The organism is Serratia sp. 25CWL12, assembly GCF_055790885.1.
This window is the reverse complement of record NZ_CM147698.1, coordinates 663,106-688,985: the sequence shown is the minus strand read 5'-3', so window position 1 is coordinate 688,985 and position 25,880 is coordinate 663,106. Positions and strand designations below refer to the sequence as shown.

Below are 25,880 nucleotides of genomic sequence, written 5' to 3'. Positions count from 1 at the left end.
ACTTGGGTATAGAATAAGGGAAGCACTCAACAAGCCGGGGATTACCCATGTCAACCATGCAGCCAACGGAAAAGCTCGCAAGAAATAACCACGCTAAAGGCAAGCTGTCTAGTGGTAAATTCATCATCAGAGAGCTGATAACTGATGAGCCATTTCGGTGCAAAGCATGACACAGAGCGAGCACAGTAAAACAGTGTGGTCGCTTTACATGCTGCGTATGTCAGGCGGTATGTTGTATACCGGTATCACCACCGATATCCCCCGGCGGTTGGCACAACATCAGGCAGGCAAAGGGGCGAAAGCCCTGCGTGGCAAAGGACCACTGACGCTGGTATTTCACTGCCAAGTCGGCGACCACTCCAACGCACTCAAGCTGGAATATCGGGTTAAACAATTGAGCAAAAAACAGAAAGAGCAGTTGATTACCAGCCTACCGCACTCTCTGGAGCCGCTATTGCCCATCGAAGAGCTGAAGCGCAGGCAGTTGAACGCACCGTAAAGTCTGCGAAAATGACCGATTGATCATTTACTCGCCATGCCCCTGGCGGCAATATCGCTAGTGTGTAACCACCCCACATAACCAAACATTAGGATAACTTGAATTGAAAATGGAAAAAGCATCATCTCCTATAGCCGTTTTTTTTAGTGCGTTGATGCTGATGGTTAGTAGTGCTCAGGCTCAACAACAAGAGATGAATGCAGGCGAGATCGATGACATCGCCACGCTATCAATGCCCGAAGCGGAAAAACGTCTGAATTATCTGATAGCCGAAACCAACGATACTATTCAAACCGTTGAGCAAGCGATTAAGATGGTGCAGAACATGAAGTTTGAAGTCTCTCCCGGTAAACCAGGAGTCGATTATCGAACTGAATCGCCCATCCGATATGAAAAACCCTTCACACCATTAACGACACAGCAACTGGTCAACAGGTTGAATAGCCAAAAAACACAGACGACTAGTTTCAAGCAAGCTATTACCTCTACAGGCTCAGAGATCCGTTTTTCCAATAAGCCATTGGAGAAACTGTTTGCTGATGCATGGCCAAAGGATAATGAACCGGACCTACAATATAAAATCACCCAGGTTTCCTTCTGGGATGGTAGTGAACAAAAATTGCAACCGGTTATTATTTCTGAGGCAGATGACGGCTACTACTACCTCAGTGCCAGCTCGACGTTTACATTACCCACCAGTAAACCGATAAAAGGTATCGAATTCGAAATCCGTTATCCCTCTTACAGCTCTTTTAAAAAAGTCGTTCTGAATAAAGAACAGCCCAAAATGACCACTGACGATGGTTCAAGCTATCAGCTTATCAGTATTAAAGGGGGCAAAGTGTCATTACAACTGGCCCTGCCTGAAGCATCACATTATCTGGTGGAGGGCTTGACTGCTTCCGGACAGGTATTACCAAGAACTGGCAGCAGTTTCGCTTCAATGCCCTCTGATGAGCAACTACAACAGTTTAAACAGTATCGTGATGACTTGGTGAAAACACGTCGTGATATTAACCAATTCACCGATAGCAAAGCGTTACAGGCGCATCTGGAAAAACTCACCGACGAGCGTAAAAAAGCGTTGGAAAAAAATAATAAAAAACAGATCCAGCAGGAAGTAAAATTTGTGGCACAACCTGAATCTGTGGTGATCTATCTTCTTGCCATGCAGGAAAAAAGCAATACATTCAACCAAACGCTCACCAATGAACTGGCTGAGCAAGATCGCTATATTGCCAAAGATGATGCCAGCAACACCTTCGGTTTGGTCGATAAAAGCGGCAATTGGGTGATCAAACCGCAGTTTCACAAAATTGAACAAACTGATATCAGCGGTATCTACCTGATGACCGATGAGGGTTCATCCCATAAAGATAAAGATACCGATGTCGTGACCACCGAGCTCATCTATACCTATATGTCATTCGATCCGCAAACACGACAATTAAAAAAACTGCCATTTAAAGATATCAATAAGCATGTCGGTGACAACTAGTTGGAATAATTTATAGGGTCTTCACTCTCCGTGACAATTTCGCCCCTCAAACCTGAATAATTCCAACAATGGGTAGGTAACAAAAATAACAAGGGCGAGTCACCTCGCCCCTGATTTTCTGGATCACATTATCTCAATAGCATTCTCTCAATAACAACAGTCTGTTAGAACGCGTATTTCACCCCGACCATCACCGCTTTATTGTCATAACCCTGTTCACCAATTTGATTGGTCAAGTTACCCCAAACCGTGAGGTCTTTATTTAACTTGCCTTCAACCCCCACTTGCACTTCAACCAGATGGCGGTTACCCGCCTGTTCCAGGGTGGTGCCATTCATGGAAACACCGGACATCTGGCTATTGCCAATGTAATTCACCGCCGCATAGGTGGTGAATACCGTCTTGCCCGTTTTATCCCCCGCCATCTGCATATCATTGGCGAACTTCACACCGACGCGAGTTTGCAGATTATGATGACCACTTTGTTGTATCTGGGTACCTTTGCTATCCGTAAAATCCTTCATTTTGACGCCATTAAGGGTTAACTGCGCTTGCGGCGTCATATAACCGGTGTTATCACCACGTTGATAAATCTCCACGGGGTAACCCACCTCCACCGAGGCACTGGCACCGCGCAGGCGGTAATCCTGCTGACTCTCCGACTGCCCTTCGGTTGACCCGTTGAACCAAGCGTACTGCAACCAGCCATGCACATAAGGGCTATGGCGTTGATTGGCATATTGATACCAGGTGCCATACACCCCCAGGGAGTAACCGTCTAACCGGTTGTCAGAACGGTAATCGCTGATCCGTGAGTCTGAACTGCCATTACTCAGCCCATAACCCGCCATCACACCCACGGCGAGCGCATCTTCACCGGTGATTTGCCCGTTAAACACCTCGCCCCCCAGTTGTACCACATAGTTATTACTGCTATTGGAAAGCTGGCCGGATGCATCATTAAACTTGGTACGGGAGCCTTGCTGGCGCAGCCATAAGCTGTGTTCCCCATCATCAACCGAAGGTTTGATGTCATCCAGGCGCGTATTGAACAAGGTATTGGCCGTGCCAATGCTGGCCATATAGCTGCCGGCTTCAGGGCGATAGACATCGTTGACAAAATCACCATAGTTCGAGCGCAAATACCAGTTGCCACTGGCTGGGTCCGTGGGTGTTCCCTGATAGAGGAAGTAATCAAGTGCCCCGGCCACAGCACGGCCATTTAAGGTAAAGTTGCCCGCAGAAACGCCCCCCACGCGAATAATTTCAATACCATTGCTGTTTTCTGCCCCTTCGCCGCCAATATTGTTGACGGTGACCGTACTCTCGCCAGCGGTATTACCGTTAATCACCAGCCTATCGGTTTTAGAGGCATCATCCCCCAACACGCTATCAAACGTGATATTGCCATTATTGCCCATGTAGTTGCCATTAATGGTCAGCGCGGCGTAATCCGCCCCGGTGGCACTGCGCCCAACCGCCATCGTACCGGCGTTGGTGACATTACCGTTCACCTGGCCATCACCCGCCAAGGTGCCATTCGCTTCAATGAGAACCTGGCTGTTTAAAATTGCCGACGAGGCGCCACTGAACGCCATCGCGCTGGCTTGTACCCCTGCCATCACGGCGGGCGTCGTGCTGAGCAGTAAGCGCCCCGCTTGAATGACGGTGGTCTGCGCACTCACCTGGTCGTTGGCAATGTGTAGCGTACCACTCCCCTGTTTAACCACCGTACCCTGACCACTGACTGGCGTGACAAACTGCCAGAGCCCCTCGGTCTCTAACACCAACGTCCCGTCGTTAGCCACCGCACCACTCCCCAGGCTCTCCGCCGCACTGGCTTGTAAGGTGGTCCCGCTTTGTGTGAAGAAGGTACCGCCATACTGGCTGTTATTGCCGGTTAATGTCACCGCTGCTGCGTTAGTCAGCTCAACGTCACCGGCCCCTTGTAGCACATTGACCAGGTCGCCCACGGCGTTATCCAGCGTCAGTTGACCATCGATAATAATGTCACTCTGCCCCAACGCGCCGGTTTGAGTCAGCTGTGCGTTGGCTGCAGAGAGGATGTGCGTTATTGCGCTATAGTCCGGGCTATGACGGGTGAGCGCCAAGGTGCCGCCAGCCAATATCAGGTTACCCGCACCGGTCATCACGCCATTGACTTGCCCCCCCTCTTTTACCGTCAAGCTGCCATTGTTGAGCGCCAAGGTACTGTTGCTGTCTGTATTCAGTGCCCCCACCGTTTGGGTATGGGCATTCAAATCCACACGGGCACCGCTGCTAATGGCAAGGTTAGCGGTATTCCCCAAGGCCGAATCGGCCATTAACTGCAAAATACCCGAGCGCACGAAGGTCGCACCGGTGTAATCATTGGCGCTACTTGACAAGGTCACGATGGTGCCATCATTAGGGGAATCAATCGCCAAATCACCGCTGCCGGTAATTTTCGCGTTAAGATTATTGTGTGGGGTGCCGTTATTGACCAACGTGCCCTGCAAAACCAGCGCTTCACTGCCGCTGGTTAACAGCTCCAGTTTTTTCAAACCGTAATTGACATATAAACCATCCCGTTCGATACCGGTACTGAGGCCATACATAAAGGTCCCCATACCCGCGACCGTCGTGTTATTGGGGTTGGTAATGCCTTGCAGATAAATAGTCTCGATGGGAAGATTGTTGCCATCCGTGAGTATCAACTCATCACCCGTGCCGTTGGCGGCCCCTTGCGCCAACCCGACAATAATCACCCCGGTGTCCAGATCCAGGGTGTTCAGCCCCTCGATACTGGGCGAGAGCGTCTCTGGCAAGTTGACACTCACCGTACCGCCAGCGCGCGTATCAATATTTTGCGCAATAATGGTCCCCTCGGAAGTGACCACCCCATTGTTTTCAATCAGGTTGGCATAGGTTAATACCCCGTCCTTGAACACCAGACTACCGAGGGTTTGTACCCCATCACCCACCGAGGTATTACTGCCCGCCGCCAGCTCAAGCGTCGCCTGAGTCAAGGTGGTGGTATTGGCACCCGACAAATCAAACCGGGTATTTTGTAAATTCACCGTGCCCGCAAAAGCACTGCCCACGGTAGTACCAAAGTTAAAGGCGGCGCTGTTGGTGTTGACGTTGACATCACCGATCCCGGTCAGGGCATTATTGAAGGTGAATGCCCCGCTGGTGTTGATATCTAACGCACTGCTGCTATCAGCCACATTCACCCTGGCGTCACTGTTCAGCACCGTGTTGCCATCAATATTCAGACTGGAGCCACTCGTCAGATCCACTATTCCACTGAAATTCTGAGCATTGCTGTTACCCGCCAGATTAATGTGGCTTTCACTCAGCACCCAATTGCCCGCCCCGGTTAACACATTATCCAGCGTACTCGGGGCTCCACCGGCATAATCGCTAAACAGCAAGTTGCTGCCACTGGCAATCGCCACCGAACCCTGCCCCAAATTCTGTGCGTATATCACCGTCAGGGTGCTGTCACCCACCAAGTCATACCGCCCATAGAAGTTGCTATTATCGCCAGCCAACGCCATATCAGCGCCATTGCTGACGCTGACGGTTGAACCGTCTACCCCGGTCAGTGCATTCATCACCAAGCCACTCAACCCATTGAATACCAGCACCGAGGTATTGGTGGTTAAATCCACCGTCGCCGTTGAATCCCCAAGATTGTAAGCCGCATCGACAGTTAAGCGGCTATCCGCTGCAATCCTCTGGGTACCGCCGAAGCTGTTAATGCCCGTAAGTTGCACATCCCCTTGGGTGTTGATGATACCGGAGCCACTTAACTGATTGGCAAAGCGGCCATCCCGGGCGAAGGTCAGGCTACCCTCCACATTGACTTCACTGCTGCCCAAGGTCCCGGCACTGTTCAGCACCAGCGTAGCCCCGTTATCAATCTGTGTATCGCCGGTTAAGCCACTATTAGCGGCACTGACGGTAAAGGTGCCCCCTTGCACCTGCAACTCACCATGACCGGTTAAACCGCCGGTCGCGCTGGAGGTTCCCCCCTCGGTCAGCGTCAAGATACCGCTACCGAGATCAAGGATGCCATTGTTGGTTAACGCCCCACTGGTCAGCAGGCTTGCCCCGAGCAGTACCGTGCCATTATTGACAGCACTCTGCACATTCTGGTTGTAACTGTTGAGATCAAAGGTACTGCCGCTGTTGACCGTCAGCAAGCGGGTACTGCCCAGCGCCCCGTTAGCCCCCAGCACCACCGTGCCGCCCTGGAGGGTGGTATTACCGGTGTAGCTGTTGGTGCTGTTGGAAATGGTTAACGCGGCCTGGGTACCCTCCAGCACCAGATCACCGCCGCCAAAGATAGTCACCGACAGGTCGTTGTTAGAGCCCGCCAGCCCATCGGTGGCAATCACCAGCGCATCAGCACCCTTACCGAGCAACTCCAGCGCAGTGAGGGCGTAATTCATATACAGCCCCGCACCATTGCGACCCTGGTTACTCAACGCATAATCATAAATCCCGTTGGCAACATGCACCCCGCCCTGGTCGATTTGCGAGGTGGTCTCTTGCCCCACCTCGCTACCATTGATTTGCAAGGTCAGTTTATTCGCCCCGGTGGCTGACTGGGCACTCACCAGTTGAATGCCATTGGAGGCTGAAATTTGATTCAGTAATGAGTCATTCGGCGGGGTGTTATCAATAGAAAGATTGCCCAGAACATTGACCACCCCGCTACTGGCAGTCAAATTGTTGGTCGCAATCACCCCATCCGCCTGCTGACCGGGAATGCCGGCATAAAACACCAGACTGCCGCCATGGAGACTGACATTACCCACGGCTTCTGTACTACTCACCCCAACACGCCCCACGGTGGTATGACTGCCCGTGCCCAGGTCCAGAGTGGCTTGCGTTAATGTACCGGTATTCGTGCCGGCGAGAGCAAACTGGGTGTTTTGCAAGCTGACCTTGCCGGTAAAATCACTGCCCACCGGGGTGCCAAAATCAAACGCCGTGTTGTTGGTATTGACATTGACCACGCCCTGCCCAGTCAGCGCATTATTGAAGGTAAACGCCCCCGTGGTGGCGATGTTCAGATCACTGCTGATATCCGCCACATTCACCGTGGCGTCACTGTTCAGCACCGTGTTGCCATCAATATTCAGGCTGGAGCCCTGGGTGATATTCACCACACCGCTGAAGTCCTGAGCCAGGCTGTTATTGCTCAAGTCAATATGACTGGCATTAAGCGTCCAACGGCCATCACCACGGAGGGCATTATCCAAGGTGCTTAACGCGCGCGCGAGATAACCGTTAAACAGCAACGTACTGCCACTGGCAATCGCCACCGAGCCATTGCCCAGACTCTGCGCTTGTGTCACCGTCACCGTGCTGTTGCCAATCAGATCATACCCGCCATTAAAGTTGCTGTTATCACCCGTCAACGACAACGCCGACCCATTGGTGACCGTCACCGTTGAATCGCTCACCCCGGTCAGTGCATTGGCCACCGCACCAAACAGGCTACTGAAGACCAGTTCCGAGGTGTTGGTGGTTAAATTCACCGTGGCGGCAGCATCCCCCAGGTGATTGGCCGCAGTCACGGTTAAGCGGCTGTCGGCACCAATCACCTGAGCACCGACAAACAAGTGGTTATCACCGGTGAGTTGCACATCCGCCAGCGTATTGATAATCCCCGCACCACTGAGTGGGTTGGCAAAGCTGCCATCGCGGGCAAAGGTCAGGCTACCGTCCACGTTCACATCACTGCTGCCCAGGGTCCCGGCATTGTTCAGTATCAGCGTCGCCCCACTGTCAATGTCGGTATCAGCGGTTAGCCCACTGTTGGCGGCACTGACGGTAAAGGTGCCGGCTTGAACATTGAGCAATCCATTACCGGCTAAACCGTCGGTAGCGCCGGAACTCCCCCCCTGGGTCAGGGTCAAGGTGCCGGTACCGAGATTCATCAAACCATTGTTGGTTAATGCTCCACTGGTCAGCACACCACTGCCTAACAGCACCGAGCCCTCATTGGTGGTACTTCCCACAATTTGCTGGTAGTTGTTGAGGTTGAACGTACTGCCGCTGTTGACTGCCAGTAAAGTGGTGCTGCCCAGTGCTCCACTGGCCCCCAGCGACACCGAGCCTGCGCTGATGGTGGTGCTGCCGCTATAGCTGTTGGTGCTGTTGGAAATCGTTAACGGTGCCAGGGCACCCGCCAGCACCAGGTCACCGGTACCAAAGATATTCACCGACAGGGTGTTGTTAGAGCCCGCCAGCCCATCGGTAGCAATCACCAGCGCATCTACACCATTACCCAGCAACTCAAGGGCGGTGAGGGCGTAATTCATATACAGGCCCGCCCCATGACGGCCACTGTTACTCAAACCATAATCATAAATCCCATTGGCAACATGCACGCCCCCCTGGTCAATTTGGCTCGAGGTCCCTTGCCCTGCCGCCGCCCCATTAATCAGCAAGGTTAACTGACTGACCCCCGAAGCGCTCTGAGCACTCACCAGTTGAATACCATTGGAGGCCGAAATTTGATTCAGCAGTGAACCATTGGGTGGGGTGTTATCAATGGCAATATTGCCCAACACATTTACCACCCCGCCATAGGCAGTCAAGCGGTCAGTCGCGATGATCCCATCCGCCTGCTGGCCGGGAATACCGGCATAAAACGTCACACTACCGCCATCAATGCTGACATCGCCGACAGTTTCTGTGCTGATGACCCCACTGGCCCCGACTGTGGTGTTACTGCCGTTACCCAGGTTGAGGGTGGCAAGCGTTAACGCGCGAGTATTGTCGCCAGAGAGTGCAAGCAGGGTATTTTGTAGATTCACCGTCCCCGCAAACGCACTGCCCACCGTCGTGCCAAAGTTAAAGGCGCTGTTGTTGGTGTCGACATTGACATCCCCCAACCCGGTCAGCGCATTATTGAAGGTCAACGCCCCGGTGGTGGTGATGTTCAAATCACTGCCGATATCCGCCACGTTCACCCTGGCGGCATTGTCCAGCACCGTGTTGCCGTCAATAGTCAGGCTAGAGCCATTAGTCAGGTCCACGACACCACTCAAGCCCTGTGCATCACTGCTATTGCTCAGATTGATATGGCTGGCATCCAGCGTCCAGGTGCCCGCCCCACTGAGGGCGTTGTTCAAGGCGCTCAGTACCCCATTGGCATAGGCGCTAAACAGCAAATTACTGCCACTGGCGATGGCGACTACACCATTGCCCAATTGTGGTGCCTGCGTCACCGTCAGGGTGCTGCCGTCCACCAGATCAAACAAACCATAAAAATTGTTGTTATCGGCGGACAGGGACATATCGGCCCCATTGCTGAGGGTCACCGTGGAGTCTGCCACCCCAGTGAGTGCATTAGCCACATCCTCCGTCACACCACTGAAATTCAGCACCGAACTGTCGGTAGTCAAATCCACCGTGGCGCTGGCGGCCCCCAGATTATTGGCATCAGTGACGGTTAAACGACTGTCTGCCCCAATCACCTGGGCACCGCTAAACGCACTGTTATCACCGGTGAGTTGCACATCCGCCAGGGTATTGATGATCCCGGCACCGCTGAGTGGGTTGGCAAAGCTGCCATCGCGGGCGAAATTCAGGTTACCGTCGACATTCACCTCACTGCTGCCCAAGGTCCCGGCATTGTTCAGCACCAGCGTCGCCCCGCTGTCAATGTCGGTATCGGCGGTTAACCCACTGTTGGCGGCGCTGACGGTGAAAGTACCGGCTTGCACCTGTAACAAACCCGCACCGGTTAACCCATCGGTCGCACTGGAGGTCCCGCCCGCAGTAAGCGCTAGCGTGCCGGTCCCCAGGTTAATGCTGCCATTGTTGGTGAATAGCCCACTGGTCAACACGCCAGCGCCTAACAACACCGAGCCTTCATTGAGGGTACTTCCTACCATTTGGGTGTAGCTATTGAGGTTAAAGGTACTGCCGCTGTTCACGGCCAGCAAACTGGTGCTGCCCAGCGCCCCACTGGCCCCCAGCAACACCGAGCCTGCACTGATGGTGGTGGTGCCGCTATAGCTGTTGGTGCTGTTGGAAATCGTTAACGGTGCCAAGGCACCCGCCAGCACCAGGTCACCGGTACCAAAGATATTCACCGACAGGGTGTTGTTAGAGCCCGCCAGCCCATCGGTAGCAATCACCAGCGCATCCACACCATTACCCAGCAACTCAAGGGCGGTGAGGGCGTAATTCATATACAGGCCCGCCCCATAACGGCCACTGTTGCTCAAGCCATAATCATAAATCCCGTTGGCAACATGGACACCGCCCTGGTCAATTTGGCTCAAGGTCCCTTGCCCTGCCGCATTGCTGTTAATCAGCAAGGTTAACTGACTGGCCCCCGAAGCGCTCTGGGCACTCACCAGTTGAATGCCATTGGAGGCCGAAATTTGATTCAACAGTGAACCATTGGGTGGGGTGTTATCAATGGCAACATTGCCCAACACATTCACCACCCCGCCATTGGCAGTCAAGCTGTCAGTCGCGATGATCCCATCCGCCTGCTGGCCGGGAATACCGGCATAAAACGTCACACTACCGCCATCGATGCTGACATCGCCGACAGTTTCTGTGCTGATGACCCCACTGGCCCCGACCGTGGTGTTACTGCCGTTACCCAGGTTGAGGGTGGCAAGCGTTAACGCGCGAGTATTGTCGCCGGAGAGGGCAAACAGAGTATTTTGTAGCTTCACCGTGCCGGCAAACGCACTGCCCACCGTGGTGCCAAAGTTAAAGGCCGTCTGGTTAGTATCAACATTGACATCCCCCAACCCGGTCAGCGCATTATTAAAGGTAAACGCCCCGGTGGTGGTGATGTTCAAATCACTGCCGGTATCCGCCACATTCACCCTGGCGGCACTGTTGAGCACCGTGCTGCCGTCAATAGTCAGGCTAGAGCCATTAGTCAGGTCCACCACACCACTCAAGCCCTGTGCATCACTGCTATTACCCAGATTGATATGGCTGGCATCCAGTGTCCAGGTGCCCGCCCCGCTGAGGGCGTTATCCAAGGTACTTAATGCACCGTTAGCATAAGCGCTAAACAGCAAGTTACTGCCACTGGCGATGGCGACTAAACCATTGCCCAGTTGTGGGGCCTGGGTTACCGTCAGGGTGCTGTTATCCACCAGATCAAACAAACCATAGAAATTGTTGTTATCCGCAGACAGGGACATATCGGCCCCGTTGCTGAGGGTGACCGTCGAGTCTGCCACCCCGGTCAGGGCATGAGCCACATCCTCCGTCACGCCACTGAAATTCAGCACCGAACTGTCGGTGGTTAAATTCACGGTGGCGCTGGCGGCCCCCAGATTATTGGCGTCAGTGACGGTTAATCGGCTGTCGGTGCCAATCACCTGGGCCCCGGTAAACGCACTGTTATCACCGGTAAGTTGCACATCCGCCAGGGTATTGAGGGTGCCGGCACCACTGAGTGGGTTGGCAAAACTGCCATCACGGGCGAAATTGAGGTTACCGTCCACGTTCACATCACTGCTGCCCAAGGTCCCGGCATTGTTCAGCACCAGCGTCGCGCCGCTGTCAATGTCGGTATCAGCGGTTAGCCCACTGTTGGCGGCACTGACGGTGAAAGTGCCGGCTTGTAGCTGTAACAAACCCGCGCCGGTTAACCCATCGGTCGCACTGGAGGTCCCGCCCGCAGTAAGCGCTAGCGTGCCAGTCCCCAGGTTAAGGGTGCCGTTGTTGGTTAACGCCCCACTGGTCAGCACCCCACTGCCTAACAGCACGGTGCCTTCATTGGTGGTGCTCCCCACCGTTTGGTTGTAGTTATTGAGGTTAAAGCTACTGCCGCTGTTCACGGCCAGTAAATAGGTACTCCCCAGCGCCCCACTGGCCCCCAGCAACACGGTGCCCCCAGCAATAGTGGTACTGCCGCTGTAACTGTTGGTGCTGTTGGAAAGGGTTAACGGCGCCAAGGTGCCGTCCAGTACAAGACCGCCGCTGCCAAACACGTTAACCAGTAAATCGTTGTTGGAGCCCGCCAGCCCATCGGTGGCTATCACCAATGCATCGGTGCCATCTTCCAGCAACTCCAGGGCGGTAAGGGCATAATCCATATACAGGCCCGCGCCATTATCCCCGCTGTTGCTCAAGCCATAATCATAAATCCCGTTGGCAACATGCACGCCATTTTGTTCAATTTGGTCTGAGGTATTTTGCCCAACGTTAGTACCATTGATCTGCAAGGTCAGTTGATCTGCCCCCGTCGCCGTGGTGGCACTCACCAGTTGCATGGCATTATTGCCGGTCATTTGGTTCAACAGTGAGCCACTGCCGGGGGTGTTGTCTATCGCTGCATTGCCTAAAATATTTACCGTACCGCCGGTGGCGATAAAGTTATCGGTGCTGAGCAAGCCATCTGCACGTACCCCCGGCAGGTCACCATAAAACGTCAGGGTGCCGCCATTCAGGTTTACATTGCCGACAGATTCGGTGGTGGTCACCCCGTTGCTGCCGACCGTCGCATGACTGTTGGTGCCCAGATCCAGCGTCGCCAAGGTTAACGCGCTGGTGTTATCACCGGCGAGGGCAAACAGGGTATTTAGCAAATTCACCGTACCGGCAAACGCACTGCCCACCGTACTACCAAAATTAAAGGCGCTGTTGTTGGTGTTAACATTGACATCCCCCAACCCGGTCAGCGCATTGTTGAAGGTCAACGCCCCGGTGGTGGTGATGTTCAAATCACTGCCGGTATCCGCCACATTCACTCTGGCGGCACTGTTGAGCACGGTGTTGCCGTCAAGCGTCAGGCTGGCGCCATTGGTGATATCTATAACCCCACTCAAGCCCTGTGCATCACTGTTATTGCTCAGATTGATATGGCTGGCATCCAGCGTCCAGGTACCCGCCCCGCTCAGCGCGTTATCCAAGGCGCTCAGCACGCCGTTGGCATAGGCGCTAAACAGTAAGTTACTGCCACTGGCGATGGCGACTACACCATTGCCCAATTGTGGGGCTTGCGTCACCATCAGGGTGCTGTTATCGACCAGATCAAACAAACCGTAAAAATTGCTGTTATCCGCAGACAGGGACATCTCAGCCCCATTGCTGATACTGACGGTGGAATCAACCACCCCAGTCAGGGCATGAGCCACATCCTCCGTCACGCCACTGAAATTCAGCACCGCGCTGTCGGTGGTCAAATCCACGGTGGCGCTGGCGGCCCCCAGATTATTGGCATCAGTAACGGTTAAACGACTGTCTGCCCCAATCACCTGAGCCCCGGTAAACAGGCTGTTATCACCGGTGAGTTGCACATCCGCCAGGGTATTGATAGTGCCGGCACCACTGAGTGGGTTGGCAAAGCTGCCATCGCGGGCGAAATTCAGGTTACCGTCGACATTCACCTCACTGCTGCCCAGGGTCCCGGCATTGTTCAGTATCAGCGTCGCGCCGCTGTCAATGTCGGTATCGGCGGTTAAGCCACTGTTGGCGGCGCTGACGGTGAAGGTGCCCCCTTGTAGCGTCAACAGACCATCACCGGTTAAGCCCCCGGTGGCGCTTGAGCTCCCCCCAGGGCGAGCAGTAACGAACCGCCCGCCAGATCCAGCACCCCACTATTGACCAGAGTTTGCACTGTTTGCGTGTGGCCATTTAAATCCACCGTCGCCCCACTGCTCAGGTCAAGGGTGGTGGTCTGCCCCAAGGCCGAATCCGCCGCCAGTTGCAAGATCCCTGAGCGCACCAACGTATCGCCGGTGTAGTCATTGGTCGCATTGGACACGGTGATGATGGTGCCATCGTTGGGGGAGTCGATAGCCAAATCCCCGCTACCGGTCACTTTGGCCCCGAGATTATTGCGTTGAGTGCCGTTATTGGCCAGGGTGCCCTGTAACATCAGTGCCTGGCTGCCGGTGGTTAACAGTTCCAGCTGTTTCAGCAGATAACTGACATATAAACCATTACTATCCGCCCCAGTACTCAGGCCATACTCGAAGCTTCCCAGTGCCGCGACTTGGCTATCACCAGGATTGGTAATCCCTTGAAGATAGATGCCGGTAATCGGGGTATAGCTCCCATCAGTGAGGATCAATTCACTGCCGGTGCCGGTGGCCACACCGGTGGCCAAGGTGGCGATAGCCACCCCGGTATCTAAATCCAGCGTATTTAACCCTGCCAAACTGGGGGATAAGTTGCTTGGCAGGTTAACACTGACGGTACCGCCGGCAGTGGTATCAATGGTTTGTGCCGTAATGATGCCATCAGCGGTGATCACACCGTTATTTTCAGTAATATGAGCGTAAGTTAACTCACCGCCATTGAACACCAGATGACCGAGGGTTTGCACCCCATCGCCCACATTGGTGTTACTGCCCGCACCCAGGTTCAGGGTGGCGAGCGTTAAGCTGGTGGTATTAGTACCGGACAGATCAAACCGCGTGTTTTGCAAATTGACATTGCCCGCAAACGCACTGCCCACCGTACTGCCAAAGTTAAACGCGCTGTTGTTGGTGTCGACATTGACATCCCCCAACCCGGTCAGCGCATTATTAAAGGCAAACGCCCCGGTGGTGGTGATATTCAAATCACTGCCGGTATCCGCCACATTCACTCTGGCGGCACCGTTGAGCAGCGTGTTGCCGTCAATGGTCAGACTAGCGCCGTTGGTGATATCCAGCACTCCACTCAAGCCCTGTGCATCACTGTTATTGCTCAGATTGATATGGCTGGCATCCAGCGTCCAGGTGCCCGCCCCGCTCAGCACGTTATCCAGGGTACTCAGTGCCCCATTGGCATAGGCGCTAAACAGCAGATTACTGCCACTGGCGATGGCGACCGAGCCATTACCCAGTTGTTGCCCCTGCGTCACCATCAGGGTGCTGCCGCCCACCAGATCAAACACGCCGTAAAAATTGCTGTTATCCGCAGACAGGGACATATCAGCCCCATTGCTGACACTGACGGTGGAGTCTGCCACCCCGGTGAGCGCATTGGCCACATCCTCACTCAAGCCACTGAAATTCAGCACCGAGCTGTCGGTGGTCAAATCCACGGTGGCGCTGGCGGCCCCCAGATTATTGGCGTCAGTCACGGTTAACCGGCTGTCGGTGCCAATCACCTGAGCACCGGTAAACAGGCTGTTATCACCGGTGAGTTGCACATCCGCCAAGGTATTGATGGTCCCCGCACCACTGAGTGGGTTAGCAAAGCTGCCATCGCGGGCGAAATTGAGGTTACCTTCCACGTTCACCTCACTGCTGCCCAGGGTCCCGGTATTGTTCAGCACCAGCGTCGCCCCGCTGTCAATTTGGGTATCGGCGGTTAAGCCACTGTTGGCGGCGCTGACGGTGAAGGTGCCACCTTGTACCTGCAACAAACCATCACCGGTCAAACCCCCGGTGGAACTAGAGCTCCCCCTTGGGCGAGCAGTAACGAACCGCCCGCCAGGTCCAGCACCCCATTGTTGAGCAGGGTTTGCACTGTTTGCGTGTGGCCATTTAAATCCACCGTCGCCCCACTGCTCAGGTCAAGGGTGGTGGTCTGCCCCAAGGCCGAGTCCGCCGCCAGTTGCAAGATCCCTGAGCGCACAAAAGTATCGCCGGTGTAATCATTGCTACTGTTAGACAAGGTAATGATGGTGCCATCATTGGGGGAGTCGATAGCCAAATCCCCACTGCCGGTAATTTTGGCACCGAGATCATTGTGTCGAGTCCCATTATTCGCCAGGCTACCTTCTAACATCAGCGCCTGGCTGCCGGTGGTTAACAGTTCCAGTTGTTGCAACAGATAACTGACATATAAACCATCTTGCCCAACCCCGGTACTCAAGCCATAAACAAAACTCCCCATCGCCGCAACAGTGGTGTCGTTGGGATTGGTAATGCCTTGCAGATAAATGTCGGTGATCGGGGTATTGCTCCCATCGGTAAGGGTCAATTCACTGCCGGTCCCGGTAGCAGCGCCAGTGGCCAGGGTGGCGATAGCCACCCCGGTATCCAGATCCAGCGTATTTAACCCCGCCAAGCTAGGGGATAAACTCGGTGGTAGGTTAACACTCACGGTACCGCCAGCAGTGGTATCAATGGTTTGTGCCGTAATGATGCCATCTGCAGTGATCACACCGTTATTTTCAGTGATATGGGCGTAAGTTAATTCACCGCCATTGAACACCAGACCACCGAGGGTTTGCACCCCATCACCCACGTTGGTGTTGCTGCCGGTGCCCAGGTTCAGGGTAGCAAGCATTAAGCTGGTGGTATTGGTGCCGGACAAATCAAACAGGGTATTTTGTAAATTCACCGTACCGGCAAACGCACTGCCCACCGTAGTGCCAAAGTTAAAGGCGCTGTTGTTGGTGTCGACATTCACATCCCCCAACCCGGTCAGCGCATTGTTGAAGGTCAACGCCCCGGTAGTGGTGATATTCAAATCACTGCTGGTATCGGCCACATTCACTCTGGCGGCACTGTTGAGCACCGTGTTGCCGTCAAGCGTCAGGCTGGCGCCATTGGTGATATCTATAACCCCACTCAAGCCCTGTGCATTATCGCTATTGCTCAGATTGATATGGCTGGCATCCAGCATCCAAGTACCCGCCCCGCTCAGCGCGTTATCCAGGGTACTTAAGGCCCCGTTGGCATAAGCGCTAAACAGCAAGTTACTGCCACTGGCGATGGCGACCGAGCCATTGCCCAGTTGTTGCCCTTGGGTCACCGTCAGGGTGCTGCCGCCCACCAGATCAAACAAACCGTAAAAATTGCTGTTATCCGCAGACAGGGACATCTCAGCCCCATTGCTGATACTGACGGTGGAATCAACCACCCCAGTGAGTGCATGAGCCACATCCTCCGTCACACCACTGAAATTCAGCACCGAGCTGTCAGTGGTCAAATCCACGGTGGCGCTGGCGGCCCCCAGGTTATTGGCGTCAGTGACGGTTAACCGACTGTCTGCCCCAATCACCTGGGCACCGGTAAACGCACTGTTATCACCGGTGAGTTGCACATCCGCCAGGGTATTGATGGTCCCCGCACCACTGAGCTGGTTGGCAAAACTGCCATCACGGGCGACATTGAGGTTACCGTCCACGTTCACATCACTGCTGCCCAGGGTCCCGGCATTGTTCAGCACCAGCGTCGCGCCGCTGTCAATGTCGGTATCAGCGGTTAGCCCACTGTTGGCGGCACTGACAGTGAAGGTACCGGCTTGTAGCTGTAACAGACCTGCGCCGGTTAACCCATCGGTAGTACTGGAGGTCCCGCCCGCAGTCAGCGTTAGCGTGCCAGTCCCCAGGTTAATGATGCCATTGTTGGTGAATAGCCCACTGGTCAGCACCCCGCTGCCTAACAGTACCGTGCCCTCATTGGTGGTGCTCCCCACCGTTTGGTTGTAGTTATTGAGGTTAAAGGTACTGCCGCTGTTCACGGCCAGTAAATAGGTACTCCCCAGCGCCCCACTGGACCCCAGCAACACGCTGCCCCCACGGATGGTGGTGCTGCCGCTGTAACTGTTGGTGCTGTTGGAAAGGGTTAACGGTGCCAAGGTGCCATCCAGTACAAGACCGCCGGTGCCAAACACGTTAACCAGCAAGTCGTTGTTGGATCCTGGCAAACCGTCGGTCGCTATCACCAGTGCATCGTTACCGTCCTCCAACAACTCCAGGGCGGTAAGGGTATAATCCATATACAGGCCCGCGCCATTGCTGCCGCTGTTGCTCAAGCCATAATCATAAATCCCGTTGGCAACATGCACGCCATTCTGTTCAATTTGGTCTGAGGTATTTTGCCCAACGTTAGTACCATTGATCTGCAAGGTCAGCAGGTCAGCCCCCGTCGCCGTGGTGGCACTCACCAATTGCATGGCATTATTGCCGGTCATTTGATTGAGCAGTGAACCACTGCCGGTGGTGTTGTCTATCGCTGCATTACCCAGAATATTCACCGTCCCACCAGTGGCGATAAAATTATCGGTACTGAGCAAGCCATCTGAACGCAACCCCGGGAGGTCGCCATAAAACGTCAGGGTGCCGCCATTCAGGTCTACATTGCCGACAGATTCAGTGGTAGTCACCCCGTTGCTGCCAACTGTCGCATGACTGTTGGTGCCCAGATCCAGCGTCGCCAAGGTTAACGCACGGGTATTATCACCGGCGAGGGCAAACAGGGTATTTTGCAAATTCACCGTACCGGCAAACGCACTGCCCACTGTACTGCCAAAGTTAAACGCGCTGTTGTTGGTGTTGACATTGACATCCCCCAACCCGGTCAGCGCATTGTTGAAGGTCAACGCCCCGGTGGTGGTGATATTCAAGTCACTGCCGGTATCGGCCACATTCACTCTGGCGGCACTGTTGAGCACGGTGCTGCCGTCAATATTCAGGCTGGCGCCATTGGTGATATCTATAACCCCACTCAAGCCCTGTGCATCACTGCTATTGCTCAGATTGATATGGCTGGCATCCAGCGTCCAGGTACCTGCCCCGCTGAGGACGTTATCCAGGGTACTTAGTGCCCCGTTGGCATAATTGCTAAACAGCAAGTTGCTGCCACTGGCGATGGCGACTACACCATTGCCCAATTGTGGGGCCTGGGTTACCGTCAAGGTGCTGCCGCCCACCAGATCAAACACGCCATAGAAATTGCTGTTATCGGCGGACAGGGACATATTTGCCCCATTGCTGATACTGACGGTGGAATCAACCACCCCAGTGAGTGCATTAGCCACATCCTCCGTCACGCCACTGAAATTCAGCACCGAACTGTCGGTGGTCAAATCCACGGTGGCGCTGGCGGCCCCCAGATTATTGGCGTCAATGACGGTTAAACGACTGTCGGCGCCAATCACCTGGGCACCGGTAAACGCGCTGTTATCACCGGTAAGTTGCACATCCGCCAGGGTATTGAGGGTGCCGGCACCACTGAGTGGGTTGGCAAAACTGCCATCACGGGCGAAATTGAGGTTACCGTCCACGTTCACATCACTGCTGCCCAAGGTCCCGGCATTGTTCAGCACCAGCGTCGCGCCGCTGTCAATGTCGGTATCAGCGGTTAGCCCACTGTTGGCGGCACTGACAGTGAAGGTACCGGCTTGCACCTGTAACAAACCCGCGCCGGTTAAGCCACCGGTCGCACTGGAGGTCCCGCCCGCAGTCAGCGCTAGCGTGCCAGCCCCCAGGTTAATGATGCCATTGTTGGTGAATAGCCCACTGGTCAGCACCCCGCTGCCTAACAGCACGGTGCCTTCATTGGTGGTGCTTCCCACCTGTTGGTTGTAGTTATTGAGGTTAAAGCTACTGCCGGTGGTGACTGCCAGTAAATAGGTACTCCCCAGCGCCCCACTGGCCCCCAGCAACACGCTGCCCCCACGGATGGTGGTGCTGCCGCTGTAGCTGTTGGTGCTGTTGGAAAGGGTTAATGGTGCCAAGGTGCCATCCAGTACAAGACCGCCGGTGCCAAACACGTTAACCAGCAAGTCATTGTTGGAGCCCGCCAGCCCATCGGTCGCTATCACCAGTGCATCGTTACCGTCCTCCAGCAACTCCAGGGCGGTAAGGGTATAATCCATATACAGGCCGGCGCCATTATCCCCGCTGTTGCTCAAGCCATAATCATAAATCCCGTTGGCAACATGCACGCCATTCTGTTCAATTTGGTCTGAGGTATTTTGCCCAACGTTAGTACCATTAATCTGCAAGGTCAGCAGGTCAGCCCCCGTCGCCGTGGTGGCACTCACCAGTTGCATGGCATTATTGCCGGTCATTTGGTTCAACAGTGAGCCACTGCCGGGGGTGTTATCTATCGCTGCATTGCCTAAAATATTTACCGTACCGCCGGTGGCGATGAAATTATCGGTACTGATCAAGCCATCTGAACGCAACCCCGGCAGGTCGCCATAAAACGTCAGGGTGCCGCCATTCAGGTTTACATTGCCGACAGATTCGGTGGTAGTCACCCCGTTGCTACCAACTGTCGCATGACTGTTGGTGCCGAGATCCAGCGTCGCCAAGGTTAACGCGCTGGTGTTATCACCGGAGAGTGCAAACAGGGTATTTTGCACATTCACCGTACCAGCAAACGCACTGCCCACCGTACTGCCAAAGTTAAACGCGCTGTTGTTGGTGTTAACATTGACATCCCCCACCCCGGTCAACACATTGTTGAAGGTAAACGCCCCGGTGGCGGTGATATTCAGGTCACTGCTGGTATCCGCCACATTCACCCTGGCGGCACTGTTGAGCACCGTACTGCCGTCAATATTCAGGCTGGAGCCGTTGGTGATATCCACCACGCCACTAAAATTCTGCGCATTGCTGTTATTGGCCAGATTGATATGGCTGGCATCCAGCGTCCAGTTGCCCGCCCCGCTCAGCGCGTTATCCAAGGTGCTCTGCGCCCCATTGGCATAAGCGCCAAACAACAGGTTGCTGCCACTGGCAATCGCCACCGAGCCATTACCCAGTTGTTGCCCCTGCGTCACCGTCAGGGTGCTGTTATCCACCAGAGCAAACACGCCGTAAAAATTGCTGTTATCCGCCGACAAGGACATATCGGCCTCATTGCTGATGCTGACAGTGGAATCGACCACCCCGGTCAACGCATTGGCCACATCCTCCGTCACACCACTGAAATTCAGCACCGAGGTATCAGTCGTTAAATCCACCGTAGCCGTAGCATCCCCCAGGTTATTGGCGTCAGTCACGGTTAACCGGCTGTCTGCTGCAATCACCTGAGCACCGGTAAACCCTCTGTTATCACCGGTAAGTTGCACATCCGCCAGGGTATTGATAGTGCCCGCACCACTGAGCGGGTTGGCAAAACTGCCATCACGGGCGAAATTCAGGTTACCGTCCACGTTCACATCACTGCTGCCCAGGGTCCCGGCATTGTTCAGCACCAGCGTCGCGCCGCTGTCAATATCGGTATCAGCGGTCAGCCCACTGTTGGCGGCACTGACAGTGAAAGTACCGGCTTGTACCTGTAACAACCCAGCGCCGGTTAAGCCACCGGTCGCACTGGAGGTCCCCCCCGCAGTGAGCGCTAGCGTGCCAGTCCCCAGGTTAATGATGCCATTGTTGGTTAACGCCCCACTGGTCAGCACGCCGCTGCCTAACAGCACCGTACCCTCATTGGTGGTGCTTTCAACGAGTTGGCTGTAGTTATTGAGGTTAAAGGTACTGCCGGTGGTGACTGCCAGTAAATGGGTATACCCCAGCGCCCCACTGGCCCCCAGCAACACAGTGCCCCCAGCAATAGTGGTACTGCCGCTGTAACTGTTGGTGCTGTTGGAGATAGTCAACGGGGCCAAGGTGCCATCCAGTACAAGACCGCCAGTGCCAAACACGTTAACCAGCAAGTCGTTGTTGGAGCCAGGCAAACCGTCGGTCGCTATCACCAGTGCATCGTCGCCATCTTCCAGCAACTCCAAGGCGGTAAGGGCGTAATTCATATACAACCCCTCGCCATTCTCCCCACTGTTGCTCAAGCCGTAATCATAAATCCCGTTGGCAACATGCACGCCATTCTGTTCAATGGCGTCTGAAACATTTTGCCCCACCTCATCGCCATTGATCTGCAAGGTCAGTTGGTCGGCCCCACTGGCGGTTTGGGCACTCACCAACTGCACGCTATCGCCATCGGTCATTTGATTGAGCAGCGAGCCGCTGCCAGTACTATTGGCCACTATTGCCGGACTTTCCAGATCAATAATGCCGCCAGTGGCGGTGAAGTCGTCGGTAGTGATCAAGCCATCTGCACGTTGCCCCTGGATATCACCATAAAACTTCAGCGTGCCGCCATTCAGGCTGACATTGCCGACACTTTCCGTACTGGTCACGTTGCTGCTACCGACCGTGGTATAGCTCCCCGTCCCCAAGTCCAGAGTTGCCAGGGTTAACGTACTGGTATTGGTGCCGATGAGGTCAAACAGGGTATTTTGTAAATTCACTGTACCGGCAAAAGCGCTGCCTACTGCGGTACCAAAATTAAACGCCGTGTTGTTGGTGCTGACATTAACATCCCCCACCCCGCTCAACCCATTATTGAAGGTAAAGGCCCCGGTGGTGGTGATATTCAAATCACTGCCGGTATCCGCCACATTCACCCTGGCGAGAGTATTGAGTACGGTGCTGCCGTCAATATTCAGGCTAGAGCCATTGGTGAGATCCATCACCCCACTCAAATCCAGCGTGCGATTGTTATTACTCAGATTGATATGGCTGGCGTTCAGCGTCCAGGTGCCTGCCCCGCTGAGGGTATTATCCAAGGTGCTCAAAACACCATTGGCATAATTGCTGAACAGTAAATTGCTGCCACTGGCCATCGCCACCGAACCGTTACCCAGATTCTGAGCCTGCGCCACGGTCAGGGTACTGTTGCCAATCAGGTCATAGAGTCCATTGAAGGTACTGTTATTACCCGACAGGGACATATTCGCCAGAGCACTGAGGGTGACCGTCGAGCCCGCGACCCCGGTCAGCGCATTGGCCACATTCCCTGTCACGCCATTAAAAACCAGGCCAGAGGTGTTGCTGGTTAAATTCACTCTCGCTGCTGACTGCCCCAGATTGTTAGCCGCATTGACGGTTAACCGGCTATTCGCCGCAATGACATGATTACCGGTAAAACTGTTATTACCGGTGAGTTGCACATCCCCCAGGGTATTGATGGTGCCGAGACCACTGAGTTGGTTGGCAAAGCTGCCATTACGGGCAAAATTGAGGTTACCCCCCACATTCACCGCACTGCTGCCCAGGGTCCCCGCACTGTTCAACACCAGGGTCGCCCCGGTGGCAATGGTGCTATTACCGGTTAAACCGCCATTGGCGGCACTGACGGTGAAAGTGCCCCCTTGGAGATTCAACAGCCCATTACCGCTTAGCCCCCCGCTAGCACTGGACGTCCCCCCCTGGGTCAGTGCCAAAGTACCGGTTCCCAGGTTAATGGTGCCATTGTTGGTTAATGCCCCACTGGTGAGCACACCGCTGCCCAGCAATACCGTGCCGTCATTGGTGGTGGTCGACACACTCTGGTTAAAGCTGTTGAGGTTCAAGGTACTGCCGTTGTTCACCGCCAGTAAGTTGGTGCTCCCCAAAGCCCCACTGGCCCCCAGCAAGACGGTACCCCCACGGATGGTGGTGTTACCGCTGTAACTGTTGGTGCTGTTGGAGATGGTTAACGCAGCCTGGGTGCCATCCAGTACAATGCCCCCGGTACCAAACAGGTTAACCGACAGATTATTGTTAGACCCTACGACCCCATCGGTGGCGATCACCAAGGCATTAGTACTATTGACCAACAACTCTATCGAGCCAAGGTCATAGCCCATATAAAGGCCCTGACCACTGCTGCCGTTATTCAATAAGCTAAAATCATACAGCCCGTTGGCTACACGCTCACTATTTTGAGTGATGCCATAGCGCACACCTGGGTTCACTGCAGCCCCATTGAGCTGCATGTTTAACCCACTGACACTGCCGGCGCTGGTGGCGTTCACCAACTGAGTCCACTGGGTATTTATATTCTGGTTAAGTAAAGAACGACTCCCTATTAACGTATTGGCATTGATGGCACCATCACCCACAATATTAATGGTGCCACTGGTGGCGGTCAGGGCGGTGGCGCTAATAATGCTATCCGCACGATCACTGAATAAATTGCTATAAAACTCTGCTGTGCCACCGGCTATGCCCAGGTTGCCGATATTTTGCGTACTGGTTGTTCCCGCCGCACCCACCGTGGTCCGATTGCCACTGCTTAGGGTGAGTGTCGCTCGGGTTAACGCTGTCGTATTATTACCGGTCAAAGCGAACTGGCTGTTTTGTAGATTCACGGTACCGGTAAAAGCACTACCGGCATTGGCACCAAAACCAAAGCTCAAATTCGCATTGCTGCCATTGACATTAATTTGCCCTGCACCGGTAATGCCATTATTCAGGGTATAGTTGGCGGTATTATTAATCAGCAAGCGGCTATTCGCATTGGTCATATTAAACCGGGCATTGCTATTTAATGATGTGGCGTTATTAATGGTTAAGCTTGAGGTGTTGATTAGGTTAAAAATACCGGTAAAGTTGCTGGCATTGGTACGGCTGGCCATACTGACATTACTGCCATTTAACGCCCAGGTCCCCGCACCACTTAAGGTATTGGCAAATGTTGATCCGGTAATACTGGTAAATAATAAAGTCGCGCCATTAGCCACACTAATTGTACCATTCCCCAATGCACCGATAATACTCGTCCCTAATGTACCGGCGGAGATAGTCCATGGCGAAGTGGTGGTACTGCTACCGGTCAGCGTCCAGGTACTATTGCCGGTTTTTTGTAACGCACCGAAACTGGTGAATTGACTGGCTAGCAGGGACATATTAAAGATAGCGGTAGTCGCCCCGCCCAACGTCAAGGTATTGGTTCCACTCCCGCCGACATTGCCATTAATAGAGTAGCCCGCCTGTAACTCCAGGCGATTAGTACCCGTAGTAAATGAAATTGCCCGGCTGCGCGTGCCACCGGTGCTAGTTAGACCACCAGTAATGGTTCCGGAGTTGATGATGGTCATATTACTGCCAGTGATACCAATGCCACCCGCTGCCAGAGCCCCCGGCGTACCTGATGCGCCAGTGCCACTTGCTCCGCCACTCCCCCCTTGGATGGTTCCGGTGTTAGTGATGGTCAGTGATGACCCGGTAATACCGGTGCCACCAACCCCACCAGAGCGGCTGTGCGCAGCGGTGGTGGCATTGGTTCCGCCCACCCCGCCATTGCCACCGGAAATGGTCCGACTATTGCTGATACTGACGCCACTACTCACTATGCCACTACCACCACCACCACCAAAACCACCACCACCACCACCAGCACCGGTTCCTCCATTGCCCCCAGTACCACCAGATATAGTGATATTGGTATTCACCGTGGTGGTACCGCTACCTGTCAGTACAACACCGGCACCACCACCGCCACCACTACCCCCATCTGAACCACCAGTAGCCAAGGCATTACCCCCATTACCGCCATTGCCACCACGGATAGTTGCCGAGATCGTATTTATTGTGCTACCGACAAAACCAGCACCACCACCACCACCACCACCAGCACCAAAACCATTAGAACAAGAAGGTGTACAAACAGCATTTCCCCCTACACCTCCCGCTACACCCACCGGGTTAGCTGCACTGCCTATGCCCCCACCAAGCCCTGCCGAGCCCACAGGGTCATCGGCGTTTGTACCCGAACCTCTTGACCCCGCCCCGCCAGTACCATTGGCTAAACCAGCGGAACCCGCTATAGAACGGGCGCTCGGTCTTCCACCAGTGCCACTCGCTCCCCCACCCCCGCCAGCACCACCATAAGCTCCATTGCCCCCCAAGAAAGAAGCGTTATCGCCACCCGTACCGTTGGCGAATACCCCTTGAGAGAATAAAACCAGGCAAACCGCACTCAGCAGTGGCCAACCACGAATTGATAAAGCGCTTTTTTTAATTGTTTGACTCTCTGAAGCGTGACAACCAGCACCTTCAACCACGGTCTGACCAGAGGATGACTTACCCGTACGGCGCGTAAACTCAGAAGCCACCTGCATAAGCCCTAAAGCGTAGTTAAAAACAACACGGTATACACGATTCATAGTGTCCATCCCCTCTATGCCAGCGTTATTCTAAATGAGGTGACAATATCGTGAATTTATTGGTTATATGATGATGTCACCCATCGCATGACTCTTTGCGTAACACTGACACAGGTTTGTTAAATAAATTGAGTTAATGTTTTATAGAATAGAGTGATAAGGTGTGAACCCTTTATGTCCTGCTTCATTCAAGTTGCAGGTAAAGCCTTTTCGCACCCACATCATCGGTGGTGCCGAAACGAGTAATTTCAGGGAGCCAGGCTGAATAACTCAACCAATAGCCCTGCAATT

The 25,880-nt window shown here is 54.2% G+C and carries 5 protein-coding genes; 2 read left to right on the top strand and 3 right to left on the bottom strand.

Annotated features, from left to right (window positions below):
* Window positions 1-166 precede the first annotated feature (166 nt).
* Both ACX9GV_RS03020 and ACX9GV_RS03015 read left to right on the top strand, forming a co-directional pair.
* A complete protein-coding gene (locus ACX9GV_RS03020) occupies window positions 167-499 on the top strand; it encodes a GIY-YIG nuclease family protein (protein WP_023489757.1) in 333 nt (110 codons plus the stop codon).
* 109 nt (window positions 500-608) lie between these two features.
* Window positions 609-1,997 (top strand): WG repeat-containing protein, encoded by a 1,389-nt coding sequence (locus ACX9GV_RS03015; RefSeq protein WP_473197000.1) that lies wholly within the window; start codon window positions 609-611, stop codon window positions 1,995-1,997.
* Between the two features lie 164 nt (window positions 1,998-2,161).
* On the opposite strand, the gene ACX9GV_RS03010 is transcribed toward ACX9GV_RS03015, so the two are convergent.
* The 3 genes from ACX9GV_RS03010 to ACX9GV_RS03000 are packed head-to-tail and all read right to left on the bottom strand — an operon-like array spanning window position 2,162 to window position 25,589.
* Window positions 2,162-13,495 carry an autotransporter outer membrane beta-barrel domain-containing protein gene (locus tag ACX9GV_RS03010; protein WP_473196999.1) on the bottom strand — a complete coding sequence of 3,778 codons (11,334 nt, stop codon included), beginning with the start codon at window positions 13,493-13,495 and terminating at the stop codon, window positions 2,162-2,164.
* A 14-nt stretch (window positions 13,496-13,509) separates the two neighbouring features.
* Window positions 13,510-15,342 carry a beta strand repeat-containing protein gene (locus ACX9GV_RS03005; RefSeq protein ID WP_473196998.1) on the bottom strand — a complete coding sequence of 611 codons (1,833 nt, stop codon included), beginning with the start codon at window positions 15,340-15,342 and terminating at the stop codon, window positions 13,510-13,512.
* An 11-nt stretch (window positions 15,343-15,353) separates the two neighbouring features.
* Window positions 15,354-25,589, bottom strand: coding sequence for an ESPR-type extended signal peptide-containing protein (locus ACX9GV_RS03000; RefSeq protein WP_473196997.1), 10,236 nt, complete (start codon window positions 25,587-25,589; stop codon window positions 15,354-15,356).
* Between the last annotated feature and the right edge of the window lie 291 nt (window positions 25,590-25,880).

What these genes read in the sequence shown, in the direction of transcription:
- ACX9GV_RS03015 (WP_473197000.1), top strand. Translation starts at nt 609, where the DNA reads ATGGAAAAAGCATCATCTCCTATAGCCGTTTTTTTTAGTGCGTTGATG.
- ACX9GV_RS03000 (WP_473196997.1), bottom strand. Translation starts at nt 25,589, where the DNA reads ATGAATCGTGTATACCGTGTTGTTTTTAACTACGCTTTAGGGCTTATG.
- ACX9GV_RS03020 (WP_023489757.1), top strand. Translation starts at nt 167, where the DNA reads ATGACACAGAGCGAGCACAGTAAAACAGTGTGGTCGCTTTACATGCTG.